Source organism: Aureimonas sp. Leaf454 (assembly GCF_001424685.1).
GTDB lineage: Bacteria > Pseudomonadota > Alphaproteobacteria > Rhizobiales > Rhizobiaceae > Plantimonas.
In genome coordinates, this window is the sequence record NZ_LMQT01000003.1 from 41,323 (window position 1) to 63,511 (window position 22,189).

Below are 22,189 nucleotides of genomic sequence, written 5' to 3' on the forward strand. Positions count from 1 at the left end.
AGGTCCGACCGGCCGCCCTCGCCTCTCCTCGATCAGGCCGCCTGATCGAACCCGATGTCGATCTTCAGCATCTGGTGGTCGGAAAACGGCTGGTCGATCACGTCGACGCTCGCCCGCTCCTGGAGGCTCGGCGAGAGAAGGCAGCTGTCGAGATTGGCGCGGTAGGGCCCAAAGCGAAACGTCGGCCCCGAGGCGCTGTTGGCATGGAACAGCGCTCCGCTCCTGAGCAGCGGGGCCAGCTCGCCCGCGCCCTTGAACAGGTTGAAATCGCCGACGAGCATGGTCGGCGTGTCGCGCTCGGCGATCCAGCCGGCCATCTGCTCGAACTGGCGGGCCCGCACCCGGGCGCGCAGGGAGCAATGCACGACCATCACCCGCAAACCCTTGATGTCGATGTCGTAGACGAGGCGCTTGGTCCCGTCGTCGAGATAGCGGGCCCGAAAATCGACGGGATGGGTCGCCAGAAATGCGTTCGACTTGCCCTTGGAAACGGAGAGGCGGCCGAATTTCGGCGCAGCCGAGTATTTGTTGTCGATCGTCGCGAACTGGTGGTGATCCTCGCGCAGCATCGGCAGCTGGTTGAGGAAGCCGTTGGTGAGCGAGCCCTGGTCGATCTCCACGAAACAGGAGAGATCGGGCTTCAGTCCCCGCAGCGTCTCCTTGACGAAGCCGAGGCTGCGCATCTGGGCCGCCCGCGGCGTGTAGACATGGTGGTGCGCCCGCCGGATGTGGTGCCCGATCGAGCCGTTGATCTCTCGGGAATAGCCGAGGTTCGCGTAGACGATACGCAGCATCGCGATCCTTGCCTTGATTTGCCGCCCTGATTCCGCCACGGCCGACGCTTTCAAGCCCGGCGCAGCGGGCCATATCGGTCGTCGGCTGATCTTCGGCAAGCGGACGTTCGGCACGATATCCCGGGGCATGGTCAAGCGGAACCCGTCGTGCTTCTAAGGGCGCCATCCACGCCCTTTGAAAGAACCTCGTTGAGGGCAGGCGGAAGCGGAAAGGCAGGCGCGACGCAGCATGAATCTCGACGTCAATTACTGGTCCATCGCGCTGGCCGTGATGAACTGGACGATCATCGTCGGCGCTCTCGTGGTGATCCCCTTCCGTCGTTCGCCGGAAGCGGCGCAGGGATGGCTGCTGCTCTTCTTCTTCCAGCCGGTGCTGGCGCTCGTCCTCTATCTCGTCATCGGGGATGCGCGTCATCCGAAATGGCGGCGCGAGCGCATCAAGGAAGTGCCCTCGGTCGTGATGAAAGCCGTCGCCGACATTCCGGCCAAGGCGCGCGATTCCAGCGACGAGCTTCCGCCCTCGACCCGCGTCGCCTCGCGTCTCGTCCAGTCGATCGGGCAATTGCCCGCCCTCGCCGGCAACACGATCGATCTCGACCACGATTACGACCGGGTGGTCGATCGCATCGCCGCCGATATCGATGCGGCGACCGATCACGCCCATGCCATGTTCTACATCCTTCAGGACGACGAGGCCGGCAACAAGCTCCTCTCGGCTCTCGAACGAGCGGCCAAGCGCGGCGTCCAGTGCCGCCTCCTCATCGACGCGGTCGGCTCCTCCTATCGGCGCAACGCGATCGTGCGTCGCCTCCACGGCAGCGGCGTCGAGATCCGCCTGATCCTGCCGCTGCGTTTCTGGAACCGGGCCACCCGCGCCGACCTGCGCAATCACCGCAAGATCGTCGTCGTCGACGGGCGCATCGGCTGGGTCGGCTCGCAGAACATGCACCAGAAGGAATACGAGCCGAACACCTTCTACCGCGAGGTCATGGCGCGCGTCGTCGGGCCGGTGGTGCTGGAACTCCAGGCGATCTTCATCGGCGACTGGTATCTGGAGACCGACGAGGACATTTCCGGCCCCGCCCTCATGCCGGTGCCGGGCAAGATGGAGGGCGGCGCGGTTGCCCAGGTCCTGCCGAGCGGGCCGGATCATCCCGCCGCCCGCGTCGACACGCTGTTCACCGACCTCATCCACAGCGCCCGCGAGCGCGTGGTCCTGACGACGCCCTACTTCATCCCGAACGAGCCTCTGTCCCTCGCGCTGCGGACCGCCGTGCAGAAGGGCGTGCATGTCACGCTCTTCGTGACGGAGACGACCAACAGCGTCTTCATCGACCACGCCCAGCGTTCCTATTACGACGAGCTTCTGAGCTCCGGCGTCGAGGTCATGCTTTATGGCGAGCTATTCCTGCACGCCAAGCATCTCTCGATCGACGACGAGATCGCGGTCGTTGGCTCCGCCAACATGGACCGGCGTTCGTTCGAGTTGAACTCCGAGGTGACGCTCATCGCCTACGATGCCGAGACGGTTCGGCAGCTTCGCGTCATCGAGACCGACTATCGCGCCAAGAGCCGCCGTCTGACGGTCGAGGAATGGGAGACCCGCGGCTTCTTCACCAAGCTCCTCGAGAACGCCATGCGCCTGATCAGCCCGCTTCTCTGACCGGCCGGGGACGGCGCATCGCTTGACAAGACGGCGGGACCTTCGCATCTGCGGGCCATGCGCGTTTCAGAAGCCGATATCCTCGTCGTCCCGGGTTACCGGGGCTCGCAGCCCGAACACTGGCAGACCCGTTGGGAAAACCGCCTGTCGACGGCGCGCCGCGTGCACCAGCGCGAGTGGACCAAGCCGGTGCGCGAGGACTGGGTGCAGGCGGTGGCGGACGCGGTCAACGAATCGACGCGGCCGGTGGTGCTGGTTGCCCATTCGCTCGGCGTCGCCAGCGCGGTCCAGGCGATTCCCCTCTTCACGCATCGCGTGGCCGGAGCCTTCTTCGTCTCGCCGCCCGACGTCGCCAATCCCGCCCTGCGCCCGAAGCATCTGCAGACCTTCGGTCCCTATCCGCGCGATCCCCTGCCGTTTCCCTCCGTCGTGATCGCGAGCCGCAACGACCCGTTCTCGACCTTCGACGTCGCCGAGGACATCGCGGCGGCCTGGGGCTCGCTCTTCGTGGACGCCGGCGATTCGGGCCATCTCAATGCCGAGAGCGGACATGGACCCTGGCCCGAAGGTCTCCTGACCTTCGGCAAGTTCGTCTCGCAGCTTCCGCTCACGCAATGACCGGCGCGGGCCGTCCGGATCAGGCGCGGACGGCTTCGACGAGAGCGGCTGCGGCGGATTTCAGGAGGCCGACGTCGGAGGCGACGCAGACGAGCCGATAGCCGTCGGACCGGTAGCGCCGCGCGTCCTCCGCGTTCAGCGCATAGATCGCGGCCAGCTTTCCCCGACGGCGGGCCGCCTCCGCGATGCGGCGGATCGCGGCCGAGTTGGCCTCGCTGTAGGGATCGAGCTCGCCCCGGCCGGACAGCGCGATCGAAAGGTCGGACGGGCCGACGAACACGCCGTCGATCGCCTCCACGTCGAGGATCTCGTCGAGCGCGTCGACCGCCGATCGCGTCTCGATCATCGCGAGCGCCAGCGTGTCGCGATTGGCCGTTCGCATGTAGTCGCGGCCGCCGGCGAGGCCATGGACCTCGACCGCCCGCGTCGGACCGTAGGACCGGCTGCCGAGCGGCGCGTATTTCACCGCCTCGGCGAAGATCCGCGCTTCCTCCGCCGACCCGATCATCGGCATGACGACGCCCGAGGCTCCGAAGTCGAGCGAACGCGCCGCATTCGCCCGGTCCTCTAAGGCCAGGCGAACGAGCGCCGGCTTGCCGAGCATCGCAGCGCGCCCGATCCCGAGTTCCAGACTCGCGACGTCCTGCACGCCATGCTGCATGTCGAAGGTGATCGCGTCGAAGGACGAGCGGATCAGGGCCTCGTGCACCGCCGGGTCGCGCAAGCCGCACCAGGAGGACAGGACGAACCCGTCATCGGCCAAGTGGTCCCGTAGCGTCGAAAGCGCCATACTCTTCTCCTTGAAACCTCGCGGACGGCGCCGGCTTTCAGTCGGCCTGGACCTGCCGCTCCGCCTCGATCAGAAGCTCGGCCATCGTTCGGCGGATCTGATGATCCGACTTCGCCACGCCGGCCGCGTCGAAATCGGCGCGGATCTTGGCGAAGACGTCGTCGTCGCCGGGCGAAGTGAAATCCGCCTTCACGACCTCCTGCGCATAGGCCGTCGCCTCTTCGGCCGACTTGCCGAGTTCGCCGGCCGCCCAAAGCCCGAGAAGCTTGTTGCGCCGGGCCTCGATGCGAAAGCGAAGAGCCTCGTCATGGGCGAAGCGTGCTTCGAAATCCTGTTCCCGATCCTGCATGGACATAAGATTCTCTCCCGATGATCGATTCGGCGCTCGCCGGACCGTCCTCTTGGGAATAGGCTCTCTCAGGTGGTTTTTGTAGAGGACTCGCGATGGAACGCGGAAAGCAATTCACATGGCTTGCATCGCAAGGGAGGATCGCCACCTGAACGGTGGACAAGGACTGCTCGAACGCTCTTGACAGGGGCGAGCATTGGCAAAACGAGCCGTTTGGTCTAAGCACGCGCCAGAACCGACCGCCTTCGCGCATCGATGGTAGCGCGTTCCCTCATTCATGATCGAGTACCGTATATGACACGTCGTCGCCGGATCTACGAAGGCAAGGGAAAGATCCTCTACGAGGGTCCCGAGCCGGGCACGCTGGTGCAATTCTTCAAGGACGACGCGACCGCCTTCAACAAGAAGAAGCATGAGATCGTCGACGGCAAGGGTGTCCTCAACAACCGGATCTCGGAATACATCTTCTCCCATCTGAACCGGATGGGCATCCCGACGCACTTCATCCGCCGGCTCAACATGCGCGAGCAGCTGATCAAGGAAGTCGAGATCATCCCGCTCGAGGTCGTGGTGCGCAACGTCGCGGCGGGTTCGCTCGCCAAGCGCCTCGGCATCGAAGAGGGCACGGTCCTGCCGCGCTCGATCATCGAGTTCTACTACAAGGCGGATGCGCTGGACGACCCGATGGTCTCCGAAGAGCACATCACGGCCTTCGGCTGGGCGAGCCCGCAGGAAATCGACGACATCATGGCGCTCGCCATTCGCGTCAACGACTTCCTGTCCGGTCTTTTCCTCGGCGTCGGCATCCAGCTCGTCGATTTCAAGATCGAGACGGGGCGGCTCTACGAGGGCGACATGATGCGCATCATCGTCGCCGACGAGATTTCGCCGGATTCGTGCCGGCTCTGGGATGTCCAGACGCAGGAAAAGATGGACAAGGACCGGTTCCGCCGCGACATGGGCGGTCTGGTCGAGGCCTATCAGGAAGTCGCCCGTCGTCTCGGCATCATGAACGAGAACGAAACGCCCCGCCCCACGGGGCCGGTGCTGGTCAAGTAAGGCGGCGGCGCGGAAACGCGTCGCAACCAGCATCGGGTATCAAACTCGTCTATAGCAGAGACAGGCAGGTCCAGTGATCAAGGCGCGCATCCACGTCACGCTGAAGAACGGCGTTCTCGACCCCCAGGGCAAGGCCATCGAGGGTGCGCTCGGCAGCCTCGGCTTCGCCGGCGTGGGCTCGGTGCGTCAGGGCAAGGTCTTCGACGTCGAACTCGAAGGCTCGGACGCCGACGCCGCCAGGGCGCAGCTGGAGGAGATGTGCGCCAAGCTCCTGGCGAACACGGTCATCGAAAACTACGCGGTCGAGCTTCGCTGAGCGCGACGGGCCTCGCCGCCCTCGCATCTTCGTCGTCACCGTTCCCTTCGCGAGACGCCCGAGCATGAAAACCGCCGTCGTCCTCCTGCCCGGTCTCAACCGCGACCGGGACATGATCGCCGCCCTGACGACCATTTCCGGCACGGCGCCGGCCACCGTCTGGCAGACCGACACCGACATTCCCGACGTCGACCTCATCGTGGTGCCCGGCGGCTTCTCCTATGGGGATTATCTGCGCTGCGGCGCCATCGCCGCGCGCTCGCCCGTGATGCGGGCGGTCGCGGAGAAGGCGGCCCGGGGCGTATCCGTCCTCGGCGTGTGCAACGGATTCCAGATCCTCTGCGAGGCGGGCCTGCTGCCGGGCGCGCTCATGCGCAACACGACCTTGCGCTTCGTCTGCCGTGAGGTGAAGCTCGAGGTCGTGAACGCCGGCACACGGTTCACCACCGCCTATCGCCAGGGACAGGTCATCCGCTCGCCGGTCGCCCATCACGACGGCAATTACTTCGCCGACGATGCGACGCTGGAGCGGCTGCACGGCGAGGGACAGGTCGTCTTCCGCTATGCCGAGGGCACCAATCCCAACGGAGCCTCGCGCGACATCGCCGGGATCGTCAACGAGGCCGGCAACGTCCTCGGGCTGATGCCGCATCCGGAGAATCTCATCGAGCCCGAGCACGGCGGCACCGATGGACGCGGCATCTTCGAGAGCGTGCTCGGTCTCGTCCCGAGGCTCGCGGCATGAGGCGCGGCAAGGTCGCGACGCTCGTCGTCGCCAACGCGTTGGCCCTCGGGCTCGTCGCCTGCGCCAGCCCGGCCCGCACGCCGCGCATGACGCAGGCGCCCGCAGCCAAGCAACTGTCGGCTCTCGACCGGATGGAGCGCGTGACGCTCGCGGCCAATCGCTGCTGGTTCAAGTCGGGCGATCCGGCCTTCCGCGCCTACAGTCTCGCGCCGGAACTCTCCTCCTTCTCCGGCAAGCCCCGCTTCCTCCTGGTCCCCAAGGGGCGCATGGAGGCCAAGCCGCTTCTCGTCGTGGAGGGCCAGGACGGATCGCGGGACGTCTTGACCTACGGTCCGCTCATGGGCACCGGCCTCGCCTCCCGCCTCAGCGGCGACATCCGGCGCTGGAACTCCGGCAGCGATCGCTGCGATGCCTGAGCGCGCGGCACGCCTGCGGCGGCGTTGCCTAGCGGCAGCCGCTCTCCTGTCGGCGGCTTTCCTGCCGGGATGCCTCTACGCGACCGGCGGCGTGCGGACCTTCGAGATCCGCAGCGAGGCCATGCCGGCCGACTTCGAAGCGCCCGCCCCCGTCGCCGATCTCGGCGCGCCCGGCCCGAGCCCGGTCGAGATCACCTATGCCGGCGACACCGCCCGCATCGTCTTCAAGCGACGCGACGTCCAGCGGACGCGGGCCTTCGTCACGGCGGATCCCGAGACGGGTTATGCGCTGTGCCTGCGCTCCGGCAAGGCCTATGCGCTGCTCGTGTTCCAGCGACGCGTCTTCGAGCCCGGCATCAGCCAAGTGGCCGACGACGCGGCGATCCTGCGTCGCGATTCCGAGACCGCCATCTGCCGCCGACGCTCCGACTGGACCGCGGCCTGAAACCTTGTAGACGCCAGGACCGGCTGACGGGAGATCAGCGGGTCCGGGCACCCGGAAGACCCCTGGAGTTCCCGAGATGTCCGATGTTGCGATCACGCCCGAGCTCGTCGCCGCCCACGGCCTGAAGCCGGACGAATATCAGCGCTTCCTCGACCTCATCGGCCGGGAGCCGACGATCACCGAGCTCGGCATCGTTTCGGCCATGTGGAACGAGCACTGCTCGTACAAGTCCTCCAAGAAGTGGCTGAAGACGCTGCCGACAACGGGGCCCCGCGTCATACAGGGACCGGGCGAGAACGCCGGCGTCGTGGATATCGGCGATGGCGACTGCGTCGTCTTCAAGATGGAAAGCCACAACCATCCGTCCTTCATCGAACCCTATCAGGGCGCGGCGACCGGCGTCGGCGGCATCCTGCGCGACGTCTTCACCATGGGCGCGCGGCCGATCGCGGCCATGAACGCGCTCCGCTTCGGCGAGCCGGATCATCCGAAGACCCGCCATCTCGTCTCCGGCGTCGTCGCCGGCGTCGGCGGCTACGGCAACTCCTTCGGCGTGCCGACCGTCGGCGGCGAGGTGAACTTCCACGCGCGCTACAACGGCAACTGCCTCGTCAACGCCTTCGCGGCCGGCCTCGCGAGGACCGATGCGATCTTCCTGTCCGAAGCCAAGGGCGTCGGGCTGCCCGTCGTCTATCTCGGCGCCAAGACCGGCCGCGACGGCGTCGGCGGCGCGACCATGGCCTCTGCGGAATTCGACGACACGATCGAGGAGAAGCGCCCGACCGTGCAGGTCGGCGATCCCTTCACCGAGAAATGCCTGCTCGAAGCCTGTCTCGAACTGATGCAGACCGGCGCCGTCATCGCCATCCAGGACATGGGCGCGGCCGGACTGACCTGTTCGGCGGTCGAGATGGGCGCCAAGGGCGATCTCGGCATCGAGCTCGACCTCGACAAGGTGCCGGTCCGCGAAGCGGGCATGACCGCCTATGAGATGATGCTGTCGGAGAGCCAGGAGCGCATGCTCATGGTGCTGGAGCCGTCCCGCCGGGCGGTGGCGGAAGCGATCTTCGTCAAATGGGGGCTCGATTTCGCCGTCGTCGGCAAGACCACGGACGACTTGCGCTTCCGCATCCTGCGCGAAGGCGTCGAAGTCGCGAACCTGCCCATCAAGGAGCTCGGCGACGAGGCTCCCGAATACGATCGTCCCTGGGTCGAGCCGAAGGTCGGCTCGCCGATCGACGCGGCCAGCCTCGCCGAGCCGACCGACATCGCGGCAACCCTCCTGAAGCTGATGGGCTCGCCCGACATCGCCTCGCGTCGCTGGGTCTTCGAGCAGTACGACACGCTGATCCAGGGCAACACGCTGCAGCGCCCCGGCGGCGATGCCGGCGTCGTGCGGGTCGACGGCCACCCGACGAAGGCGCTCGCCTTCACCTCCGACGTGACGCCGCGCTATTGCGAGGCCGATCCCTATCTGGGCGGCGCGCAGGCCGTGGCCGAATGCTGGCGCAACCTCACCGCCGTCGGTGCCGAACCGATCGCAGCGACGGACAACCTGAACTTCGGCAATCCCGAGAAGCCCGAGATCATGGGCCAGCTGGTCAGGGCCATCGGCGGCATCGGCGCGGCCTGCTCGGCGCTGTCCTTCCCGATCGTCTCCGGCAACGTTTCGCTCTACAACGAGACGCATGGGCGCGGCATCCTGCCGACGCCGACCATCGGCGGCGTCGGCCTCATCGACGACCGCAGCCGCACCGCTTCGATCGGCGGCATGACCTCAGGCGACGTCCTCTTCCTCGTCGGTCGCGACGGCACCCATCTCGGCGCGACGATCTACCTGCGCGAGATCGAGGGCCGCGAGGACGGCGCGCCGCCCGCCGTCGACCTTGCTGAAGAGAAGCGAAACGGCGATTTCGTGCGCGGCCTCATCCGCGCGGGAACCGCGCCGGCCTGCCATGACATCTCCGATGGCGGCCTTGCCGTGACGCTGGCCGAAATGTGCATGGCCGCCGGTTTGGGCGCCGTCGTCTCCACCGGTTCGGGCCCACGACACGCGGTGCTCTTCGGCGAGGACCAGGCGCGCTATGTCGTCGGCGTCGCCGTGGACAAGGCGGATGGCGTGGAAGCGGCGGCCAAGGCGTCCGGCATCCCCCTTCGCCGTCTCGGCACGGCCGGCGGGGATCGTCTCGTCATCGACGGGTCGCCCGTCGCCGTGTCGGATCTCACGATCGCCCACGAAAGCTGGTTCCCCGACTACATGTCCGGCACGCTCGCCGAAGCCGCGGAATGAACGCCGCGCACCGCCGCTCGATTGATCGGGCGGGGGTAAGCGCCTATCTTCGACAAGGCCGAAACGATCGGCGCGACAGAAATCGAGGAGACCGCACGGGATGGCCATGAACGCCCATGACATCGAGAAGATGATCAAGGACGGCATTCCGGATGCCGAGGTGACGATCCGCGATCTGGCGGGCGACGGCGACCATTATGCGGCAGAGGTCGTCGCGGAAAGCTTCCGCGGCAAATCCCGCGTGCAGCAGCACCAGATGGTCTATCAGGCACTGCAGGGCAATATGGGCGGCATCCTGCACGCGCTCGCATTGCAGACCAGCGCGCCGAAATAGGACAGCGACGGATATCACGATAGCGAGCGGAACATAGACGAGGCGAACAGCAGGGCGGTATGACAGAGGACGTCGCCAATATCCTCCTTGAGCAGCTTCGTCTGATGCGGAGTCAGCTCAGCGGATTCGACCAGAAGTTGGGTGCGCTGGGAGTGCGTTTGACCTCTGTCGCGAACGCGATATCCGCCCTTGCCTATATCCTTGCGGAAACGCGCGGAGAGCTCATCCACCGGAATGAGCGGATCGACAACTTGGAAACGGCGTGAGCATCGGTGCTGTTGGCGCCCTGCTGCCCGAGAGGACGAATGATATGACCGGCATCAACGAATGGATCGACAACGAGGTGAAGACCAACGACGTCGTGGTCTTCATGAAGGGCACGCCCGGCTTTCCGCAATGCGGTTTCTCCGGTCAGGTCGTGCAGATCCTCGATTACATGGGCGTCCAGTACAAGGGCGTGAACGTGCTGACCTCCGATGAGCTCCGCCAGGGCATCAAGGAGTATGGCGGCTGGCCGACCATCCCCCAGATCTACGTCAAGGGCGAGTTCGTCGGCGGCTGCGACATCCTTCGCGAGATGTTCCAGGCCGGCGAGTTGAAGGACTTCTTCGAGGAACAGGGCGTCTCGACCTCCGCACAGGTCGCCGCCAACGGCTAATCCGACAAGCGACGGACCCATCGTTTTTCTGCCATCGAGGGCTCGTCCGGCATCGGACGGGCCCTCGACCTTTTCCGGCTGCGCCCAATCTCTTGCTCGATGCCGATCGAACCGAACTGTTCGATGAAAATGCCACGACGGTCTTGCTATGGCCATGCGGGCGGATCTATCTCGGACATCTCCCGGAAAGGATGACAATGCCGAACGCGTCACGCCCCAGCGCTGCGTCGAGCCTCCCCTATTGGGAACTCGTCGTGATGATCGCCTGCCTGATGGCCCTGAACGCCGCCTCGATCGACATCTTCATCCCTTCGCTGCAGGAAATCGGGACGCAACTCGGCGTGGCGACGGAAAACCAGCGCCAGCTCGTCATCACCGCCTACATCATCGGCTTCGGAGGCGCGCAGATCATCTACGGCACGCTGTCGGACCGGTTCGGCCGGCGTCCGGTGCTCTTCGTCGGCATGGGCATCTACGTCCTCGCCTCGCTGGCCGCGATCTTCTCTCCGACGTTCCAGGTCCTTCTCGCACTGCGCGCCCTTCAGGGGGTCGGAGCGGCGTCGACCCGCGTCATCGCCGTTTCGATCGTGCGCGACTGCTTCGGCGGTCCGCGCATGGCGAGCGTCATGTCGCTCATCATGATGGTCTTCATGGCCGTTCCGGTGGTGGCGCCGAACGTCGGGCAGATCATCATGAACTACGGCACCTGGCAGGAGATCTTCCTCCTGATCGGCCTCTTCGGCGCGGGCGTGCTCGTCTGGGCCTATCTGCGCCTGCCCGAGACCCTTCATCCCGAGGATCGTCGGCCTCTTACCGTCAAGCGCACGGCGGAAGCCTTCCGCATCGTCCTGACCAACCGGCGTGCCTTCGGCTACACGATCGCGACGGCCCTGATCTTCGGCGTCCTCTTCGGCTTCATCAATCAGGCGGAGCAGATCTACACCGGCATCTACCGTCTCGGTCCGGCCTTCACGCTCTACTTCTCCGCCACGGCCATCTTCATGGCGGGCGCATCCTTCACCAATTCGCGGCTCGTGGAGCGCATCGGCATGCGGCGCCTGTCGCACGGCGCGCTCTGCGGCTTCGCCTTCCTCAGCGCCATCCAGCTCGTCCTCTCCTTCGCGCTCGGCGGGATCATGCCCCTGCCGCTCTTCGTCGGTCTGATGCTCGTGACCTTCTGCCTGTTCGGCTTCATCGGCACGAACTTCAATGCCCTGGCGCTCGATCCCCTCGGCCACGTCGCCGGCACCGCATCCTCGGTCCTCGGTTTCGTTCAGACGCTCGGCGGCGGCCTTCTCGGCGCCGTCATCGGGTCCTTCTATGACGGCACGCTTCTGCCGCTCTATCTCGGCTTCGTCGTCCTCTCCTGCTCCTCGCTCGCCTGCGTCTTCATCGCCGAGAAGGGCCAGTTTTTCGCCCGCCTCAACGAGCCCCACCCGCACATCGCCGAGGCGGAGGCTCAGACGCCGGCGGAATAGACCCCAGGATTGGAATCGAAGAGACGCGTACGGCGCATGTCCGTCGCTGGACTCATCCTTGAACCGCGAGATACGAACTCGCCAATCTGAACGAAGCGATGGAGCACCCGATGGGCTTGATCTTCGCCGTGGTGCTCCTCGCCGGAATGATCTGGCTCAGTCGTCGCTCGCTCGGGCTTGTCGTGACGATGGTGGGCTGGATCGTCTTCGTTCTCGGTCTCGCGCCCATCGCCGTGATCACCAGCTTCCACCCCTACATGGCCATGGCGATCTTACAAACGGTGACGATGCAGCCAACCATCGCGGTCGGCATCCTCCTTCTGGGGGTGGGCCGACTGTTGCGCCGCAACGAGCGCGAGACCGGCGCGAGCGTCTGATTCGAGCGGCGCCTGGATCCCATCCGGCGACGGCGCAGGTTCGTCCACGCCCGCCGACGGACGGCGACCTCGATGGGGTCTCGAGCCTATCCCTCTCGCTGCAGCCGCCCCTGGAACAGCGTCTCGTGCAGCGCCTTCCAGCTGTCCCGATCGGGGGCGCAGAGGAGGCCTCCGTCGAGGTCCGAGGCGCGGTAGGGCGATCCGTCCAGCTTGGCGACGTAGCCGCCGGCCTCCTCGACGATCAGCGCCCCGGCCAGATGATCCCAGGGCATCAGTCGGAAGTAGAGGTTGAAATGCGTGTGTCCGGTGCCGGTGAGCCGGTACTCGTGGCCAGCGCAGCGATAGTTTCCGACGACGCGCACGCCGGAGAGATTGCCGAGCAGCGTGCGCCGCTCGGACGGTTCGAGCGACGACGTCGAGGCGAAGCCGACCATGTCGGAGACCGGCACGGGATGGGCCATCTGCATGGCGAGCTCGAACCCGTCCGCCCGCCGAAGCCGTGTGCCGGCGCCTCGCTCGACGATGAGGAAATCGTCTCCGAGCGGATCGTAGATGACGCCCGCGATCGTCTCGCCCTTCGCCACGATGCCCGCCATGACGGCGAAGATCGGCGCGCCGGCGGCGAAATTGGCCGTTCCGTCGATCGGATCGACGACGATCGCGAGATCGGCCGTTCCGACGGCGCTCAGGACCGACGGGTCGGCGGCGGCCGATTCCTCGCCGATGAAGGCCGCCGTCGGGAACGCCATCGCGCAGGAGGCCTTGATCGCCCGCTCCGCCGCCTCGTCGGCCTCCGTCACGAGATCGATGGCCGACGTCTTCTGCCGGACGTCTCCCTCCGCCAGTCTGCGAAAGCGCGGCATGATCTCGGCGCGCGCGGCATCCCGCAGAATGGTGCAGAGCCGATCGATGTCGAAGGCGGTCACGGGCGGGTTCCGATCGAGAGAGAAGCGAAGTCGAAGAGCTTGGGGTCGAGCAGGTGGCTCGGATGGGCGTGCGACAGGGCGCGGAAGATCGTCTCCTTGCGGCCGGGGAAGCGCGCTTCCATCTCCGCCAGCATCGCCTTCGTCGCGTTGCGCTGAAGGCCGTCCTGGCTGCCGCAGAGGTCGCAGGGAATGATGGGGAAGCCGAGCGCCGCGGTGAACCTGCCGATATCGTCCTCGGCCGAGGAGATCAGCGGCCGCAGCACCATCACGTCGCCCTCGTCGTTGAGGAACTTCGCGGGCATGGCCGACAGCCGCCCCCCGTGGAAGAGGTTCATGAAGAACGTTTCCAGGCAATCCTCGCGATGATGCCCAAGCACCAGCGCCTCGCAGCCCTCCTCCCGCGCGATGCGGTAGAGATGCCCTCGCCGCAGCCGCGAGCAGAGCGCGCAATAGGTCGCGGCCGCCGGCACCTTCTCCGTCACGATGGAATAGGTGTCGCGATACTCGATGCGATGGGGGATGCCGTGCGCGGAAAGAAAGTCCGGCAGGATGTGCTGGGGAAAACCCGGCTGCCCCTGATCGAGATTGCAGGCGAGGAGATCGACCTGAAGGAGGCCGCGCCATTTCAGATCGTGCAGCAGCGCCAGAAGTGCGTAGGAATCCTTGCCGCCCGAGATGCCGACGAGCCAGCGCGCGCCCGGCCGGGCCATGGCATTCGCCGAGATCGTCTCGCGCACCTGCCGGAGGAGCCGCTTGCGCAACTTGCGGAACGACACCGAGTCCGGCGCGGTGCGCAGAAGCGGATGGGCGCCGCCGGACTCCATGTCGGGTTCCGCCGCATCCACGGCGTCAGGACGGATGTCGTCGAGCATGGAATCCTCTTCCGAGCGGTCGTGCCCGCACTACAGGATCCGCGACGCGAAGACAAAACGTCCGCCGCCGATGCCCCGCTGCGTGGATGCTGAAAACGCGAAAGGCCGCACGAGGCGGCCTTTCGTTCGTCGGGACAGGGCCGGACCTTAGCGCGAGTAGAACTCGACGACGAGGTTCGGTTCCATCTGCACGGCATAGGGCACGTCGGCCAGATGCGGAACGCGAACATAGGTCGCGACCATCTTGGAGTAATCCGCCTCGATGTAGTCGGGAACGTCGCGCTCTGCGAGCTGCGTCGCCTCGATCAGAACGGTCAGCTGCTTGGACTTCTGACGGACCTCAATGACGTCGCCGGCCTTGCAGAGATAGGATCCGATGTTCGTGCGCACGCCGTTCACGTTGACATGACCGTGGTTCACGAACTGACGGGCGGCGAACGGGGTGGAGACGAACTTTGCGCGATAGACGATCGCGTCGAGACGGCTCTCCAGGAGACCGATCAGGTTCTCGGAGGTGTCGCCCTTGCGGCGCGCGGCCTCTTCGTAGGTCTTGCGGAACTGCTTCTCGGAGATGTCGCCGTAATAGCCCTTGAGCTTCTGCTTGGCACGGAGCTGAATGCCGAAGTCCGACAGCTTGCCCTTGCGGCGCTGGCCATGCTGGCCCGGGCCGTACTGGCGACGGTTCACCGGGGACTTCGGACGGCCCCAGATGTTCTCGCCCATGCGGCGATCGATCTTGTACTTCGACTCTGCGCGCTTCGTCATCGCGGTTTTCCCTTGCGTTCGCCCGGACGGACCATTCCGACGGGCCGATAAACGCACCCTCCTCTGCTCGCCGCTGGCGAACCGACAGGCCCTCCGACGCGCGATGCGGGGAGAACCACGGGGAACGTTGAAAACCGGCCGCGCTTCGTCAGCGCGGCCGGTTGCGTTTTTCATTAGGGACGGACGGTGCGCCTGTCAACCCGAGCGGGCGTTCGGCTCAGTATTTGCCGATGACGTAGAAGGCGTGGATGACGCCCGGCAGCCATCCGAGCAGCGTCAGGAGCAGGTTGATCCAGAAATGCTTGCCGAGGCCGACCTGCGTGAACACGGCGACCGGCGGCAGGAAGATGGCGATGATGATGCGGATGAGATCCATGGAAGCTCCGGGGCGCTCGGGCGCCGATGGGTAGACGGTTCGCAGCCGCAACGCGAGACGGTTGGGCCTGTTCCCGTTCGACGACGATTCCGCGGCCTAAGGACTGACGGGCGGACGTCGAAATCGGACGATCAGACCGAGAGGCCGAAGCCGCGGATCAGCGAGCGTGTCGCGGCATCGGCGGGTCCCGCCGTGAAGATCGCCCGATCGGGTCCGGTCGCCACCGGATCGCCGCTCGGCGGCAGCAGCGCCAGCGCCCGTCGGGCGATCGCCTCGGCCGGATCCAGCCAGTCGACCGGCCACGGCGCCGTCTTGCGCATGCGATTGACCAGAAACGGATAATGCGTGCAGGCCAGCACCACGATATCCGTCCGCCGCCCGTCCTGCTCGACGAAACACGGCTCGATCTCGGAGCGAACGGCGTCCTCTTCCACGAAGCCATGCCGCATGTAGGTCTCGGCCAGCCCCGCGAGTTCCACGCTGCCGACGAGCCGCACATGGCACTTCGAGGCCCACTGGGTGATGAGATCGCGCGTATACTGCCGCTTCACGGTGCCAGGCGTCGCCAGGACGGAGACGAGACCCGACCGGGTGCGCTCGGCCGCCGGCTTGATGGCCGGCACGGTGCCGACAAAGCCCATGTCCGGATAGGCCGCGCGAAGATCGCCGAGCGCGAGCGTCGAGGCCGTGTTGCAGGGGATCATGCACAGCAGCGGATCGTGCTCGGCGATGAGGCGCCCGAAAAGGTCGACGATCCGCGCTCGAAGCCCCTCCTCCTCCCAGTTCCCGTAAGGAAACGCCGCGTTGTCCGCGACATAGAGGAAGCGGCGTTCAGGCATGAGCACGCGGGCCTCGCGCAGGACCGTCAGCCCGCCGATCCCGGAATCGAAGAGAAGGACCGGGCGCTCGCTCAACGCTTGCGCCCCGCATGGTCGAGCTGGCGCTCCAGATGGCGCAGCATGCCGCGCAGGGTGCGCACTTCACCCTCGCTGAGCGCCGTCTTGGTGAGAATCGTGCGGACCTTCTGCGACATGGCGGGGCGCTTCTCCGGCGGATGGAAATAGCCCGCGGCGTCGAGCATGCCCTCCAGATGGTCGAGGAAATGTTGCAGGTCTTCCTTGTCCGCCGGTGCAACCTCCGGCGCGGAGAAGCGCGGACCGCCGGTGCCGCCCGACTTCATCCATTCGTAGCTCATGAGCAGCACCGCCTGCGCGATGTTGAGCGAGGCGAAGGCGGGATTGACCGGGAAGGTCACGATCTCGTCGGCAAGCCCGATCTCGTCGTTGTTGAGGCCGAAACGCTCGCGCCCGAACAGGATGCCCGCGCCCTGCCCTGCGGTCAGCCTCGCACGAAGCTCCGCGCCGGCCTCCTCCGGCCCCCGCACGGGCTTCAGGCTGTCGCGCGGCCGCGCCGTCGTGGCGAGCACATAGGTGAGGTCGGCGACCGCCTCCGCCGTCGTCCCGTAGAGCCGCGCGGCATCGATGACGTGGTCCGCCCGCGAGGCGGCGGCCCGCGCGCGGTCGCTCGGCCAGCCGTCGCGCGGATTGACGAGGCGCAGATCGGACAGGCCGAAATTCGCCATGGCCCGCGCCACCATTCCGATATTCTCCCCGAGCTGCGGCTCGCAGAGAATGATCGCCGGCCCCTCGGCCAGGTTGATGTCGCTGCGGTTCGTGCCGGCCAAGTCTCTCATCCCTTCTGATCGATGCGGCTGTAGCGCTTCGTTCGGCGCCGGCCAAGAGGTCGGCGTCCGGTGGAATGCTGCTTTGCAGCGAATGAAACGCCGGGATCGGCGCGCTCGCCTTGCGTCCGCGCATGGCGATGCTATAGCCGACAACGGTTCACGCGGGCGCCAGCCCCGAAAAAAGTCGCGATCCGAGGCACCCGGATCGCCCAGAGGTCAGGAAAGGCATCCGATGGCGAAGATCAAGGTCGACAACCCGGTCGTGGAGCTCGACGGCGACGAGATGACCCGGATCATCTGGCAGTTCATCAAGGACAAGCTGATCCATCCCTATCTCGATATCGATCTGGAATATTACGATCTCGGGATGGAGAACCGCGACGCCACCGACGACCAGGTGACGATCGACGCGGCTCACGCGATCAAGAAGCACGGCGTCGGCGTCAAGTGCGCCACGATCACGCCCGACGAGGATCGGGTGAAGGAATTTTCGCTGAAGAAGATGTGGAAGTCGCCGAACGGCACGATCCGCAACATCCTCGGCGGCTGCATCTTCCGCGAGCCGATCATCGCCAAGAACGTGCCCCGCCTCGTTCCCGGCTGGACGAAGCCGATCATCGTCGGCCGCCACGCCTTCGGCGACCAGTACAAGGCGACCGACTTCAAGTTCCCCGGCAAGGGCAAGCTCTCGATCAAGTTCGTCGGCGACGATGGGGAGGTCATCGAGCACGAGGTCTACGACGCACCCGGCTCGGGCGTCGCGATGGCCATGTACAATCTCGACGAGTCGATCCGCGAATTCGCCCGCGCGTCGCTGAACTACGGCCTGCTGCGCGGCTATCCCGTCTATCTCTCCACCAAGAACACGATCCTCAAGGCCTATGACGGTCGCTTCAAGGACATCTTCCAGGAGGTCTACGAGGCGGAATTCCAGGCGAAGTTCAAGGAGGCCCGGATCACCTACGAGCACCGCCTGATCGACGACATGGTGGCGTCCGCGCTGAAATGGTCGGGTGGCTACGTCTGGGCTTGCAAGAACTACGACGGCGACGTGCAGTCCGACACGGTGGCGCAGGGTTTCGGCTCGCTCGGCCTCATGACCTCGGTCCTGATGACGCCGGACGGCAACACGGTCGAGGCGGAAGCCGCGCACGGCACCGTGACGCGCCACTACCGCCAGCACCAGCGCGGCGAACAGACTTCGACGAACTCCATCGCTTCGATCTTCGCCTGGACGCGCGGTCTCGCCCATCGCGCCAAGCTCGACGGAAACGCCGAGCTGCAGCGCTTCGCCGACACGCTGGAGAAGGTCTGCGTCTCCACCGTCGAGGCCGGCTTCATGACCAAGGATCTGGCCCTCCTCATCGGTCCCGATCAGCCCTGGCTCTCGACGACGGGCTTCCTCGATAAGATCGACGAGAACCTGAAGAAGGCCATGGGCTGACAGGAACTGGGCAGCGCCGCGGCGCTGCGATAGCCCGGCTCATCGATGGGTCGACCGACGGGACGCGGATGCCGAAAGGCTCCGCGTCCCGTCTTTCGTTGGACGGTCTCCTGCGACTTCGAGAACCGCGACCGCCGCACGCGAAGCGGTTTCGGACAAAGGGCGCCGGTGTCCCGATCGGATCGAACGCGGAGAAACCTTCGACGATCTGACGCCGAAACGATCGTGATTTTATGAAACCCGTTCGGTCTACGAACATTGGGTAGGCTCACGCGACGCGTTCCGCGATCGCGATCAGGAGCCGAACATCTCATGACGAACCGCCATCTTTTCGCCGCCGCCCTCCTCGCGACGGGCCTCGTCGGTGCGACCGCAGCCGTGGCGCAGACGCAGACCCTCGTCGAAGTGTCCGACGCGACCATGATCCCGATGATCAACGGGACGGCCGATGCCCTCGACGACCTCGACATCTACGACGGCGCGGGACAGAAGATCGGCGATATCGAGGAGGTTCTCGGAACGACGGCCGATGCGGCGACGGCCGTCGCCGTCGATTTCGACGACGAAAACGTTTTCGGGCGCGAGGACCGGGTCGTTCCGCTCGACAGCCTGAAGCTCGACGGAATCAAGCTCGTGCTCGCGCTGGAGCCTGCGGCCGTCGCGAACCTACCGGTCTACGACGACTAAAACATCTTGACCGTCCGGCGCGTCGCCGCGCCGGACGGTCTGCTCCGCTCTCAGGCCGCCAAGGCCGCTTCGACGGCGGCGACGGCGTCGGCAGCCTTCGCCGCTTCCGGACCGCCCGCCTGGGCCATGTCGGGTCGGCCGCCGCCGCCCTTTCCACCGATCGCCTCGCTGGCCTGACGCACGAGAGCGACGGCGTCGAAACGGGCGGTGAGATCCGGCGTCACTCCGACCACGACGCTCGCCTTGCCCTCCGCGACGCCGACGAAGACGACGACGCCCGAGCCGATCCCTGCCTTGGCATCGTCGACGAGACCCTTCAGGTCCTTCGCGCCGACGCCGTCGAGCACGCGGCCGATGAATTTCACGCCCCCGACGTCGCGGGCCGACGTGGCGCCCTCGCCGCCGGTGCCGTCGCCGGCCATGGCGAGCTTGCGCTTGGCCTCGGCCAGTTCGCGCTCCAGCCGCTTGCGCTCCTCGACCAGCGCCTCCAGCCGCTCCGCCACCTCCGATGGCCCGACCTTCAACGCGGCGGCCATGCGGCGGACGCGACCGTCCTGTTCGATCAGATGATCGCGCGCGGCAGCACCCGTCAAAGCCTCGACGCGGCGGACGCCGGCACCGACCGCGCTCTCACCGAGCACGTGGACGAGACCAATGTCCCCCGTCGCGCGCACATGCGTTCCGCCGCACAGCTCGATCGAGTAAGGACGCCCCGCCTTGTCGCCATCCTCGTTGAGACCCATCGAGACGACGCGGACCTCGTCGCCGTACTTCTCGCCGAACAGCGCCATGGCGCCTTCCGCGATCGCGTCGTCGACCGCCATCAGGCGCGTCTGGACGGGCGTGTTCTGGAGCACGATCGCATTGGCGAGCTGTTCGACACGGGCGAGTTCGGCGACGTCGAGGGGCTTTGGATGCGAGAAGTCGAAGCGCAGACGCTCCGGGGACACCATCGAACCCTTCTGCGCGACATGGGTGCCCAGCACCTCGCGAAGGCCTTCGTGAAGAAGATGCGTCGCCGAATGATTCGCTCGGATCTTCGTGCGCCGCCCGTGATCCACGTCGAGCTCCAGCGCCGCGCCGACCTTCAACGCGCCGTCGACGACGCGCCCGCGATGCACGAAGAGGCCGCCGGCCATCTTCTGCGTGTTCGTCACCTCGATCCGGACGCCCTCGCCGCGCATCGTGCCGGTGTCGCCGAGCTGACCACCGGACTCCGCGTAGAAGGGCGTCTGGTTGAGGACGATCGAAACATCGGACCCGGAGCCGGCCTCGGCAACCTCAACGCCGTCGCTCACGAGGGACACGACCGCACCCTCGGCCTTCTCGGTGTCGTAGCCGAGAAACTCGGTCGCCCCCACGCGATCGCGGATCTGGAACCAGACCGTTTCGGACGCGGTCTCGCCGGAGCCCGCCCAACTCGCCCGCGCCTCCGCCTTCTGCTTCTCCATCGCCGTGCGGAAACCGTCGACATCGACCTCGATGCCGCGCTGGCGCAGGGCGTCCTGCGTCAGGTCGAGCGGGAAACCATAGGTGTCGTAGAGCTTAAAGGCGGTTTCGCCGGGCAGCTTGTCGCCCGCGCCCATCGTCTCGCTCGCCTCGGTGAGGAGCGTCAGGCCGCGATCGAGCGTCTGCAGAAAGCGCTTCTCCTCGAGCTTGAAGGTCTCGGCCGTCAGCGCCTCGGCGCGCACGAGTTCGGGATAGGCGCGGCCCATCTCGGCGACGAGGACGGGCAGCAGCTTGTAGAGGATCGGCTCGCGCGCCCCCAGCATCTTGGCGTGGCGCATGGCCCGACGCATGATGCGGCGCAGGACATAGCCGCGCCCCTCGTTCGACGGCAGGACGCCGTCGGCGATCAGGAAGGCGGACGAGCGCAGATGATCGGCGATGACGCGATGGCTGGCGCGGTTCTCGCCCTCGGCCGCGACGCCCGTCAGTTCGACGGACGCCCGGATCAGCGACTTGAAGAGATCGATGTCGTAATTGTCGTGCACGCCCTGCAGGACGGCGGCCACGCGTTCGAGGCCCATGCCCGTGTCGATCGAAGGCCGCGGCAGCGAGACGCGCTCGGACGCGGAAATCTGCTCGAACTGCATGAAGACGAGATTCCAGATCTCGATGAATCGATCCCCGTCCTCATCCGCGCTGCCGGGCGGACCCCCGAAGATGCTCTCGCCGTGATCGTAGAAGATCTCCGAGCACGGCCCGCAGGGACCCGTTTCACCCATCGACCAGAAATTGTCGGACGTGGCGATGCGAATGATCCGGTCGTCGGAAAGGCCTGCGATCTTTTTCCAGAAGGACGCCGCCTCGTCGTCGTCGTGATAGACCGTGACGAGCAGCTTGTCCTTGGCGAGCCCGAATTCCTTCGTGAGAAGCGTCCAGGCAAACTCGATCGCGTTCTCCTTGAAATAGTCGCCGAAGGAGAAGTTGCCGAGCATCTCGAAGAACGTGTGATGCCGGGCGGTGTAGCCGACATTGTCGAGATCGTTGTGCTTGCCGCCGGCGCGGACGCATTTCTGCGAGGTCGCGGCCCGGCGGTAAGGCCGGCTTTCGAGGCCCGTGAAGACGTTCTTGAACTGCACCATTCCCGCGTTGGTGAACATCAACGTTGGGTCATTGCGCGGGACCAGTGGCGACGAGGCGACGGGCTCATGCCCGTTCCTGGCGAAATACTGAAGGAACGCCGACCGGATTTCGTTCACGCCGCTCATGAGACAACCTTCGCAAGATTCTGATGCACCACCGCTTCCCGTTGTGAAGCGGGACATGTCCGGAAGCGCGGGCAAGACTGCGGCACCGGGACCACCCGGCGCCAGCCGAAAGGAAAGGGCATCGGCGTCCCATCGGATGGAACGCCCCCGCCGCCCCGACGGCGAACGCGTTTTAGCCGGGGCGACAAAGCCTGTCCATCAGCGAGACGGCTCTCGTCCTCGCTCCGGCGACATCCGCCGCTGACCATCCGCCGCAGGCCCCCCGAACGCGCCGGCGCATCCGAGGAGCACGGTCCTCTCCGTCCGGCGTCGCAGGCCACATCAACGAAAGACGGCGCCCCGCGGGCGGGACGCCGTCTTTCGTTGTCGAGATGGTCGAGGCGGCCAAA

The 22,189-nt window shown here is 66.1% G+C and carries 25 protein-coding genes; 15 read left to right on the top strand and 10 right to left on the bottom strand.

From position 1 onward, the window contains the following. Positions 1-32 precede the first annotated feature (32 nt). Positions 33-794 carry an endonuclease/exonuclease/phosphatase family protein gene (locus tag ASG43_RS05925; protein WP_056501706.1) on the bottom strand — a complete coding sequence of 254 codons (762 nt, stop codon included), beginning with the start codon at positions 792-794 and terminating at the stop codon, positions 33-35. 229 nt (positions 795-1,023) lie between these two features. On the opposite strand from ASG43_RS05925, the gene cls reads away from it, so the two are divergent. Together cls and ASG43_RS05935 are read left to right on the top strand one after the other, a co-directional pair. Beyond that, positions 1,024-2,457 carry a cardiolipin synthase gene (gene cls, locus ASG43_RS05930; RefSeq protein ID WP_056501709.1) on the top strand — a complete coding sequence of 478 codons (1,434 nt, stop codon included), beginning with the start codon at positions 1,024-1,026 and terminating at the stop codon, positions 2,455-2,457. A gap of 57 nt (positions 2,458-2,514) precedes the next feature. Then, a complete protein-coding gene (locus tag ASG43_RS05935; protein WP_056501712.1) occupies positions 2,515-3,075 on the top strand; it encodes an alpha/beta hydrolase in 561 nt (186 codons plus the stop codon). A 19-nt stretch (positions 3,076-3,094) separates the two neighbouring features. On the opposite strand, the gene ASG43_RS05940 is transcribed toward ASG43_RS05935, so the two are convergent. Both ASG43_RS05940 and ASG43_RS05945 read right to left on the bottom strand, forming a co-directional pair. Continuing rightward, a complete protein-coding gene (locus ASG43_RS05940; protein ID WP_056501715.1) occupies positions 3,095-3,865 on the bottom strand; it encodes an aldolase/citrate lyase family protein in 771 nt (256 codons plus the stop codon). Between the two features lie 37 nt (positions 3,866-3,902). Further along, complete coding sequence (locus ASG43_RS05945; RefSeq protein ID WP_056501718.1) at positions 3,903-4,220, bottom strand: DUF1476 domain-containing protein; 318 nt, start codon at positions 4,218-4,220, stop codon at positions 3,903-3,905. A gap of 288 nt (positions 4,221-4,508) precedes the next feature. Here ASG43_RS05945 and purC point away from each other — a divergent pair, with 288 nt between their 5' ends. The 11 genes from purC to ASG43_RS06000 all read left to right on the top strand — a co-directional run bounded on the left by purC (position 4,509) and on the right by ASG43_RS06000 (position 12,332). Further along, positions 4,509-5,273 (top strand): phosphoribosylaminoimidazolesuccinocarboxamide synthase, encoded by a 765-nt coding sequence (gene purC / locus ASG43_RS05950; RefSeq protein ID WP_056501720.1) that lies wholly within the window; start codon positions 4,509-4,511, stop codon positions 5,271-5,273. Positions 5,274-5,346: 73 nt separating this feature from the next. Further along, positions 5,347-5,589, top strand: coding sequence for a phosphoribosylformylglycinamidine synthase subunit PurS (purS, locus tag ASG43_RS05955; protein ID WP_056501722.1), 243 nt, complete (start codon positions 5,347-5,349; stop codon positions 5,587-5,589). A gap of 64 nt (positions 5,590-5,653) precedes the next feature. After that, on the top strand, positions 5,654-6,334 hold the full coding sequence (gene purQ / locus ASG43_RS05960; RefSeq protein WP_056501726.1) for a phosphoribosylformylglycinamidine synthase subunit PurQ: 681 nt from the start codon (positions 5,654-5,656) through the stop codon (positions 6,332-6,334). Further along, positions 6,331-6,750: a hypothetical protein gene (locus ASG43_RS05965; protein ID WP_056501729.1), complete on the top strand. Its 420-nt coding sequence runs from the start codon at positions 6,331-6,333 to the stop codon at positions 6,748-6,750. Before purQ ends, ASG43_RS05965 begins: the two co-directional genes overlap by 4 nt. Beyond that, positions 6,743-7,195: a hypothetical protein gene (locus ASG43_RS05970; RefSeq protein WP_056501732.1), complete on the top strand. Its 453-nt coding sequence runs from the start codon at positions 6,743-6,745 to the stop codon at positions 7,193-7,195. The genes ASG43_RS05965 and ASG43_RS05970 overlap by 8 nt, the downstream gene beginning before the upstream one ends. A 76-nt stretch (positions 7,196-7,271) precedes the next feature. Continuing rightward, positions 7,272-9,485 (top strand): phosphoribosylformylglycinamidine synthase subunit PurL, encoded by a 2,214-nt coding sequence (purL, locus tag ASG43_RS05975; RefSeq protein ID WP_056501735.1) that lies wholly within the window; start codon positions 7,272-7,274, stop codon positions 9,483-9,485. Between the two features lie 100 nt (positions 9,486-9,585). Next, positions 9,586-9,819 (top strand): BolA family transcriptional regulator, encoded by a 234-nt coding sequence (locus tag ASG43_RS05980; protein ID WP_056501737.1) that lies wholly within the window; start codon positions 9,586-9,588, stop codon positions 9,817-9,819. Positions 9,820-9,878: 59 nt separating this feature from the next. Further along, positions 9,879-10,085 carry a hypothetical protein gene (locus ASG43_RS05985; protein WP_056501740.1) on the top strand — a complete coding sequence of 69 codons (207 nt, stop codon included), beginning with the start codon at positions 9,879-9,881 and terminating at the stop codon, positions 10,083-10,085. A gap of 44 nt (positions 10,086-10,129) precedes the next feature. Then, a complete protein-coding gene (grxD, locus tag ASG43_RS05990) occupies positions 10,130-10,477 on the top strand; it encodes a Grx4 family monothiol glutaredoxin (RefSeq protein WP_056501742.1) in 348 nt (115 codons plus the stop codon). Between the two features lie 197 nt (positions 10,478-10,674). Beyond that, positions 10,675-11,955 (top strand): multidrug effflux MFS transporter, encoded by a 1,281-nt coding sequence (locus tag ASG43_RS05995; protein WP_056501951.1) that lies wholly within the window; start codon positions 10,675-10,677, stop codon positions 11,953-11,955. 110 nt (positions 11,956-12,065) lie between these two features. Further along, on the top strand, positions 12,066-12,332 hold the full coding sequence (locus ASG43_RS06000) for a hypothetical protein (RefSeq protein ID WP_056501744.1): 267 nt from the start codon (positions 12,066-12,068) through the stop codon (positions 12,330-12,332). Positions 12,333-12,418: 86 nt separating this feature from the next. Here the strand turns inward: ASG43_RS06000 and ASG43_RS06005 are convergent, their stop codons facing one another. From ASG43_RS06005 to ASG43_RS06025, 6 genes are all read right to left on the bottom strand, one after another. Continuing rightward, on the bottom strand, positions 12,419-13,258 hold the full coding sequence (locus tag ASG43_RS06005; RefSeq protein WP_056501746.1) for an inositol monophosphatase family protein: 840 nt from the start codon (positions 13,256-13,258) through the stop codon (positions 12,419-12,421). Next, entirely contained in the window at positions 13,255-14,082 is an 828-nt protein-coding gene (ttcA, locus tag ASG43_RS06010; protein ID WP_244488003.1) for a tRNA 2-thiocytidine(32) synthetase TtcA, read from the bottom strand. The genes ASG43_RS06005 and ttcA overlap by 4 nt, the downstream gene beginning before the upstream one ends. 195 nt (positions 14,083-14,277) lie before the next feature. Continuing rightward, positions 14,278-14,895: a 30S ribosomal protein S4 gene (gene rpsD, locus ASG43_RS06015; protein ID WP_056501752.1), complete on the bottom strand. Its 618-nt coding sequence runs from the start codon at positions 14,893-14,895 to the stop codon at positions 14,278-14,280. Positions 14,896-15,112: 217 nt separating this feature from the next. After that, positions 15,113-15,271: a YqaE/Pmp3 family membrane protein gene (locus ASG43_RS22035; protein WP_082490675.1), complete on the bottom strand. Its 159-nt coding sequence runs from the start codon at positions 15,269-15,271 to the stop codon at positions 15,113-15,115. A gap of 131 nt (positions 15,272-15,402) precedes the next feature. After that, positions 15,403-16,185: a glutamate racemase gene (murI, locus tag ASG43_RS06020; protein WP_056501753.1), complete on the bottom strand. Its 783-nt coding sequence runs from the start codon at positions 16,183-16,185 to the stop codon at positions 15,403-15,405. Next, complete coding sequence (locus ASG43_RS06025) at positions 16,182-16,955, bottom strand: RNA methyltransferase (RefSeq protein WP_056501756.1); 774 nt, start codon at positions 16,953-16,955, stop codon at positions 16,182-16,184. Before ASG43_RS06025 ends, murI begins: the two co-directional genes overlap by 4 nt. Before the next feature lie 232 nt (positions 16,956-17,187). On the opposite strand from ASG43_RS06025, the gene ASG43_RS06030 reads away from it, so the two are divergent. Both ASG43_RS06030 and ASG43_RS06035 read left to right on the top strand, forming a co-directional pair. Then, complete coding sequence (locus ASG43_RS06030) at positions 17,188-18,399, top strand: NADP-dependent isocitrate dehydrogenase (protein WP_056501757.1); 1,212 nt, start codon at positions 17,188-17,190, stop codon at positions 18,397-18,399. Positions 18,400-18,711: 312 nt separating this feature from the next. Next, on the top strand, positions 18,712-19,086 hold the full coding sequence (locus ASG43_RS06035; RefSeq protein WP_056501760.1) for a PRC-barrel domain-containing protein: 375 nt from the start codon (positions 18,712-18,714) through the stop codon (positions 19,084-19,086). A 50-nt stretch (positions 19,087-19,136) separates the two neighbouring features. On the opposite strand, the gene alaS is transcribed toward ASG43_RS06035, so the two are convergent. After that, positions 19,137-21,800, bottom strand: a complete 2,664-nt coding sequence (alaS, locus tag ASG43_RS06040) for an alanine--tRNA ligase (RefSeq protein WP_056501763.1) — start codon at positions 21,798-21,800, stop codon at positions 19,137-19,139. Between the last annotated feature and the right edge of the window lie 389 nt (positions 21,801-22,189).

Excerpts from the sequence above, each read along its gene's own strand:
- ASG43_RS05925 (WP_056501706.1), bottom strand. The coding sequence starts at position 794 with ATGCTGCGTATCGTCTACGCGAACCTCGGCTATTCCCGAGAGATCAAC.
- cls (WP_056501709.1), top strand. The coding sequence starts at position 1,024 with ATGAATCTCGACGTCAATTACTGGTCCATCGCGCTGGCCGTGATGAAC.
- ASG43_RS05935 (WP_056501712.1), top strand. The coding sequence starts at position 2,515 with ATGCGCGTTTCAGAAGCCGATATCCTCGTCGTCCCGGGTTACCGGGGC.
- ASG43_RS05940 (WP_056501715.1), bottom strand. The coding sequence starts at position 3,865 with ATGGCGCTTTCGACGCTACGGGACCACTTGGCCGATGACGGGTTCGTC.
- ASG43_RS05945 (WP_056501718.1), bottom strand. The coding sequence starts at position 4,220 with ATGTCCATGCAGGATCGGGAACAGGATTTCGAAGCACGCTTCGCCCAT.
- purC (WP_056501720.1), top strand. The coding sequence starts at position 4,509 with ATGACACGTCGTCGCCGGATCTACGAAGGCAAGGGAAAGATCCTCTAC.
- purQ (WP_056501726.1), top strand. The coding sequence starts at position 5,654 with ATGAAAACCGCCGTCGTCCTCCTGCCCGGTCTCAACCGCGACCGGGAC.
- ASG43_RS05965 (WP_056501729.1), top strand. The coding sequence starts at position 6,331 with ATGAGGCGCGGCAAGGTCGCGACGCTCGTCGTCGCCAACGCGTTGGCC.
- ASG43_RS05970 (WP_056501732.1), top strand. The coding sequence starts at position 6,743 with ATGCCTGAGCGCGCGGCACGCCTGCGGCGGCGTTGCCTAGCGGCAGCC.
- purL (WP_056501735.1), top strand. The coding sequence starts at position 7,272 with ATGTCCGATGTTGCGATCACGCCCGAGCTCGTCGCCGCCCACGGCCTG.
- ASG43_RS05980 (WP_056501737.1), top strand. The coding sequence starts at position 9,586 with ATGGCCATGAACGCCCATGACATCGAGAAGATGATCAAGGACGGCATT.
- ASG43_RS05985 (WP_056501740.1), top strand. The coding sequence starts at position 9,879 with ATGACAGAGGACGTCGCCAATATCCTCCTTGAGCAGCTTCGTCTGATG.
- grxD (WP_056501742.1), top strand. The coding sequence starts at position 10,130 with ATGACCGGCATCAACGAATGGATCGACAACGAGGTGAAGACCAACGAC.
- ASG43_RS05995 (WP_056501951.1), top strand. The coding sequence starts at position 10,675 with ATGCCGAACGCGTCACGCCCCAGCGCTGCGTCGAGCCTCCCCTATTGG.
- ASG43_RS06000 (WP_056501744.1), top strand. The coding sequence starts at position 12,066 with ATGGGCTTGATCTTCGCCGTGGTGCTCCTCGCCGGAATGATCTGGCTC.
- ttcA (WP_244488003.1), bottom strand. The coding sequence starts at position 14,082 with ATGGAGTCCGGCGGCGCCCATCCGCTTCTGCGCACCGCGCCGGACTCG.
- rpsD (WP_056501752.1), bottom strand. The coding sequence starts at position 14,895 with ATGACGAAGCGCGCAGAGTCGAAGTACAAGATCGATCGCCGCATGGGC.
- ASG43_RS22035 (WP_082490675.1), bottom strand. The coding sequence starts at position 15,271 with ATGGATCTCATCCGCATCATCATCGCCATCTTCCTGCCGCCGGTCGCC.
- ASG43_RS06030 (WP_056501757.1), top strand. The coding sequence starts at position 17,188 with ATGGCGAAGATCAAGGTCGACAACCCGGTCGTGGAGCTCGACGGCGAC.
- ASG43_RS06035 (WP_056501760.1), top strand. The coding sequence starts at position 18,712 with ATGACGAACCGCCATCTTTTCGCCGCCGCCCTCCTCGCGACGGGCCTC.
- alaS (WP_056501763.1), bottom strand. The coding sequence starts at position 21,800 with ATGAGCGGCGTGAACGAAATCCGGTCGGCGTTCCTTCAGTATTTCGCC.